This is a genomic window from Psychrobacter sp. (genome assembly GCF_035469765.1).
Lineage (GTDB): Bacteria > Pseudomonadota > Gammaproteobacteria > Pseudomonadales > Moraxellaceae > Psychrobacter.
The window spans coordinates 1-6,020 of record NZ_DATIRM010000018.1 but is presented as its reverse complement, the minus strand read 5'-3'; the positions used below and the strand labels follow the sequence as shown (position 1 = coordinate 6,020).

Genomic DNA, 6,020 nt, shown 5'->3' with positions numbered 1-6,020 from the left:
GCTACTATTCCGCTGGCTAACGTCAGAGCGTAAAAACGCTTATTAACGTAAATAATATATAGTCCTTTCAGAGTAAAATAGACTCGCCTTTAGTGACGGGTTATCGCTATTATAAATATAGTCGGTGAAAAGTAATATCGATACAACACGTACTGCTGGTGCAAATTTTTCTTGCTTGCTGTGCCTACGCAGACAGAGGCTGCAAAAAATTTACACCAGCAATACTGTAGCGACTTTAAAGTATTTCAACTATAGCAATAAAAAAAGCGCCTGTATTATTACAGACGCTTTTTTTATTGACTTGCTTTAATCTTTTAAAAGATACGGTTTAGACCATTTAAGGCAGCAACGCGATAGGCTTCTGCCATTGTTGGATAGTTAAAGGTCGTATTAACAAAGTATTCAAGCGTGGCATTACATTTCATCACCGCTTGTCCGATGTGAATAATCTCAGAGGCATGGTTACCGTAGCAATGAATACCTAAAATCTCTAACGTCTCACGGTGGAAAAGTATTTTTAAGACGCCCGAGCGCTCACCAATAATTTGCGCACGCGCCAAGTGTTTAAAGAATGCCTGACCTACTTCATATGGGACTTTAGCATCGGTTAATTCTTGTTCCGTTTTACCGATACATGAAATCTCAGGAATGGTATAAATACCCGTCGGTACGCTTGATACTGGCTCTGCATCACGATCGCCGACCATAAATGCCGCAGCACAGCGCCCTTGGTCATAAGCGGCAGAAGCTAATGATGGCCAACCGATAACATCGCCCGCGGCATAAATATTTTCAATTTCGGTACAATAAGTGTCATCAACTTTCAACTGACCACGGCTATTGGCTTCTAAACCTAGACATTCTAAGTTTAAACCTTCAGTATTACCTGAGCGTCCATTTGACCATAAAATCGCATCGGACTTAATTTTCTTGCCGCTTTTTAGATGCAAAATCACACAGTCATCATGCGTTTCTAAATGATCAATCTCTTCATTGCTACGTATGACCACACCAAATTGACGGAAGTCATGCGCAATGGCATCACTGATTTCACTATCAAGATAGCTTAGCAGCTGGTTTTGGTTATTAATCAAATCTACTTTATAGCCAAGACCGGTAAAGATAGAAGCATACTCACAGCCAATCACGCCAGCGCCATAAATAATGATTTTCTTAACCACATAATCCATCTGGAGAATTTTATCAGAATCAAACACGCGCGGATGATCAAAGTCTAAGATATCAGGGCGATACGGACGGCTACCGACAGTAATGATCGCCTTATTAAAGGTGATGATCTCAAAAGTATTTTCATCAATTTCGATACGTATCGTGTTTTTATCGATAAAATTTGCCCAACCATGAATCACTTCGATTTGGTTGCGTTCGTAAAAGCGGGTGTGCGTCTGAACCTGTTGAAGAATCACTTTGCGAGCTTTGGCTAACACGATATTGAGCGGCACTTGATGATAATCCATCGCCTTGGTAAACATCTGGTCACGGCGAAAGTTAATCAAGTTAAAGACTGACTGACGCAAAGCCTTACTTGGGATAGTACCAACGTGGGTACAGTTACCGCCTACTTGCTCACGTGGGTCAATAACCACAACTTTTTTACCAGATTTGGCAAGTTTCATGGCAGCAGCTTCCCCAGCAGGACCTGCGCCTAATACGACCGCATCGTATTCAAACTCATGCTTATCGCTTTTTAAACGTTGTGAGTCTTTGGTAAAACCAGATTTTACATCAATACGCGTATCATCCAGTGGATTGACCAAATCTGGATGATGCATGATGTCTTCAGTGACTTGCTCATGCGTTTGCTCGATTTTCTCTTCTTTGTTTTTATCTTTAGTGTGTTCAAGAGTTGGCGGACGACCGCTCTCTTTATTAGACACCTCAGTTTTGCTGTCCTTACCAGTATCGTTGGTCGCGTCGCTTATAGGTTTGCTTCCCATCGTATCCTCTTTATTAATTTATGAATCTATATTTGTAGCACGCAGATGCCATCACCTGTATCAGTATTTAGAGAAAACACCCACTGTGCTAAAATTTGCCCACCATACGTGGTGATACATTATTTTGCAATACAACTATTACGGTTCTATTCTGCTGACTGTTTTTCGATAATGCTTTTTTAAAACTCGATGGCAATCACTATGAGATTGATGATATTACATTAGCCAATACGGCGTTTTAGACCGGTCATCTGTAAGATGCGGGTGGCAATCTCTTCAACGGACATCTCTGACACATCAAGACTTGGAATTCCTTGCGAGATATAAATACCTTGTATCGCGCGCTGCTCTTGCTGACATTGCTGATAGCTTGCATAACGACTGCCAGCGCGACGTTCTTGGCGGATTTTGACCAAGCGATCCGTATCGATGATCAAGCCAAACAGCTTGTTTCTGTGCTCACGTAAGGCTTTTGGTAGCTGATTATCGCTTAAGTCTTCTTCAGTCAGCGGATAATTTGCCGCTCGAATACCAAACTGTAACGCCAAGTATAATGAGGTCGGTGTCTTACCGGAGCGCGATACCCCAATTAGAATAATATCTGCTGCATGATAATGACGGGTACGTGCGCCATCATCGTTATCTAAAGCAAAATGTACTGCATCAATACGCTCTTTATAAGTCTCAGAATCTACATCATCATGTGCATGACCTGAATGCCCATCTGGCTCCACCCCTGTCTCTTCTGCTACGCGACCAATCAAACCTTCATACATATCTAAATTGCAGCTGTGCGCTGAATTGATTTTTTCACGAATTTCAGGACTGACAATGGTATCAAAGACTAAGGGTAATAAACCATCTCGCTGATAGGCGTTGTTGATTTGTACCACTGCATCTTCAGCGCGCTCTAGATTATCTACATAAGGTAAGACACGGGTTTCAAATGGCACTGAGCCAAATTGACTCAATATCGCACGCCCAAGCGTCTCCGCTGTAATCGCTGTACCATCAGAGATAAAAAACGCGGTTCTTATGTTTTGGATATTATCGACTTCTAAAGCCTGCTTATTCTGAATTGTAGCCGTAGATTGTGGGGATGAATGGTTTACGTACATAACATTGATACCTTTGTTTTAATCTTGGTTGAAACCTCAATAGCAGCCTTGAATTTTTCGCATTTAGCCTTTAATCATTCAGTCATGTGCATCTGAAATTTATGCCTTATATTATACGCATAATAGACACTGAATAGTAACCGATGTTACAGGCGTACACTTAGCAACTGACTTTCAGTACAAGTTAAGAGTGACACGTAGCCAAATACAGTCTGCTGATATAAATTTAATATAAGCATTAAATATATAGGTACTAAACGTAAAACTTAACGAAAAGCTCGATGCTGTCGCATTGCATTGCATTTTCTTTACTAAAAAACTTGCCGCCTTTACCAATAAATATGTAGCAAAACCCACAATTTGTACATTTTTCAGCATTTTTTTGGTTCAACCTCTCGAATTTCTCAAAATATAGGGGTATAATCGACCATTATAATCTTTACTAAATAACCTTATTTTCTGGAGTTATCATGGCAGCGCAATCTACAGCACTTGTAATCAATCTGGATCAGCTAGGAAAAGACGACATTGAGATGGTCGGTGGCAAGAATGCCTCGCTTGGCGAGATGATCAGCCATCTTTCTGATTTAGGTGTCAGTGTTCCAGGCGGCTTTGCCACCACTTCAAATGCATTCAACCGTTTTTTGACTGAAACGGGCTTGCTTGACAAAATCAATAGTGAGCTAAAAACACTAGATGTGAATGATGTCAATAAGCTTGCTGCTACTGGCAAAAAAATCCGTACTTGGATTATTGAGCAAGAATTACCAAAAGATCTTGAGCAAGAAGTACGTCAATCATTTGAAACCATGAGTGGCGGCGAAGACATCGCTGTTGCCGTACGTTCTTCTGCAACTGCCGAAGATTTGCCAGATGCATCATTCGCCGGTCAACAAGAAACTTTCTTGAATATTCGCGGTATTGATAACATCCTAATTGCTATTAAAGAAGTATTTGCTTCTTTATATAATGACCGTGCTATCTCTTATCGTGTACATAAAGGTTTTGAGCACGAAGGCGTTGCTCTATCTGCTGCTGTACAGCGCATGGTACGTTCAGAAACTGGTGCTGCGGGCGTCATGTTTACGCTAGATACAGAAAGTGGTTTTGATCAAGTTGTTTTTATCACGTCAAGCTATGGCTTAGGCGAAATGGTTGTACAGGGTGCAGTAAACCCTGACGAATTTTATGTATCAAAACAATTACTTGCTAACGGTAAACCTGCGATTATCCGTCGCAACCTAGGTAGCAAGCATAAAAAAATGATTTATGGTGATGAAGGTAGTACCACCAAATCGGTTAAAGTCATTGATGTCGAAAAAGAAGATCGTATGCAGTTCTCTTTATCAACTGAAGAGCTGACTTCACTTGCCAAGCAAGCAATGACCATTGAAAAACATTATGGTCAAGCGATGGATATTGAATGGGCAAAAGACGGCGATACCAATGAGATCTTTATCGTTCAAGCCCGTCCTGAAACCGTTAAGAGTCGTCAAGACAGTAATGTCATGGAACGTTATATCATTGACACGACTAACGCTAAAGTGTTGTGCGAAGGTCGCTCAATTGGTCAACGTATCGGTTCAGGTAAAGTCCGTATCGTCAGCAACCTAAATGAGATGGACAAAGTACAAGAAGGCGACGTACTAGTATCAGACATGACGGATCCGGATTGGGAACCAGTCATGAAGCGTGCTTCTGCTATCATTACTAACCGTGGCGGTCGTACTTGTCACGCAGCTATTATCGCTCGTGAGCTAGGTGTTCCAGCAATCGTTGGTTGTGGTAATGCTACTGAGCTATTGGTTGATGGTCAAGACGTGACTGCTTCTTGTGCCGAAGGTGATACTGGCTTCATTTATGAAAGTCAGATTGATTTTGAAGTACAGACCAACTCTGTTGAATCTATGCCTGAGCTTGCCTTCAAAGTCATGATGAACGTTGGTAATCCAGATCGCGCCTTCTCATTTACCCAAATGCCAAACGAAGGTATCGGTCTTGCCCGTCTTGAGTTCATTATCAACCGTATGATTGGCGTGCATCCAAAAGCGCTACTGAACATGAACAGCTTGCCACGTGAAATTGCACAAGCTATCAATGAGCGTATCGCAGGTTATGCTTCACCAGTTGATTTCTATGTGGACAAATTGGTCGAAGGTATCTCAACACTAGCCGTTGCCTTTATGGATCAGCCAGTTATCGTTCGTATGTCAGATTTTAAATCAAACGAATATGCTAACTTGTTGGGCGGTAAGTTATACGAGCCATCAGAAGAAAACCCAATGCTTGGTTTCCGCGGTGCCAGCCGTTATGTGTCTGATAATTTCCGTGATTGCTTCGAGCTTGAGTGTAAAGCACTGAAACGTGTACGTGATGAGATGGGCTTGACAAATGTCGAGATTATGATTCCATTTGTACGTACTGTTGGCGAAGCCAAACAAGTTATCGAATTACTTGAGAAAAATGGTCTAAAACGTGGCGAAAACGGTCTACGCATTATCATGATGTGTGAACTACCAACCAACTGCTTACTAGCAGAAGAGTTCCTAGAGCACTTTGATGGTTTCTCAATCGGTTCAAACGATTTGACTCAGTTGACCCTAGGTCTTGACCGCGATTCAGGTATCGTCTCACATCTATTTGATGAGCGTGACCCTGCGGTTAAAAAGCTGTTGTCTATGGCGATTGATGCTTGCCGTAAGCAAAACAAATATGTCGGTATCTGTGGTCAAGGTCCGTCAGACCATCCAGATCTAGCTTTATGGCTCATGGAGCAAGGCATCAGCTCAGTATCACTGAACCCTGACTCAGTATTAGACACTTGGTTCTTCTTAGCTGGTGAAGAAGTAAAATAAGCTGTAACGTTACGTCACAACGTTAATTCACACCGTCATTTAAGATACAACCATTAGGGTCTATTTGATTTTTTCAAATAGACCCTAAT

At 41.6% G+C, this 6,020-nt stretch carries 3 protein-coding genes; 1 reads left to right on the top strand and 2 read right to left on the bottom strand.

Translation table 11 applies throughout. The features are described 5' to 3' along the window. Positions 1–314: 314 nt before the first annotated feature. Positions 315–1,958 (bottom strand): Si-specific NAD(P)(+) transhydrogenase, encoded by a 1,644-nt coding sequence (sthA, locus tag VLN09_RS00425; protein WP_325243033.1) that lies wholly within the window; start codon positions 1,956–1,958, stop codon positions 315–317. 221 nt (positions 1,959–2,179) lie between these two features. Continuing rightward, positions 2,180–3,076, bottom strand: a complete 897-nt coding sequence (ppsR, locus tag VLN09_RS00420; RefSeq protein ID WP_325243031.1) for a posphoenolpyruvate synthetase regulatory kinase/phosphorylase PpsR — start codon at positions 3,074–3,076, stop codon at positions 2,180–2,182. Positions 3,077–3,546: 470 nt separating this feature from the next. Here ppsR and ppsA point away from each other — a divergent pair, with 470 nt between their 5' ends. Continuing rightward, positions 3,547–5,931: a phosphoenolpyruvate synthase gene (ppsA, locus tag VLN09_RS00415; protein WP_325243029.1), complete on the top strand. Its 2,385-nt coding sequence runs from the start codon at positions 3,547–3,549 to the stop codon at positions 5,929–5,931. Positions 5,932–6,020 lie beyond the last annotated feature (89 nt).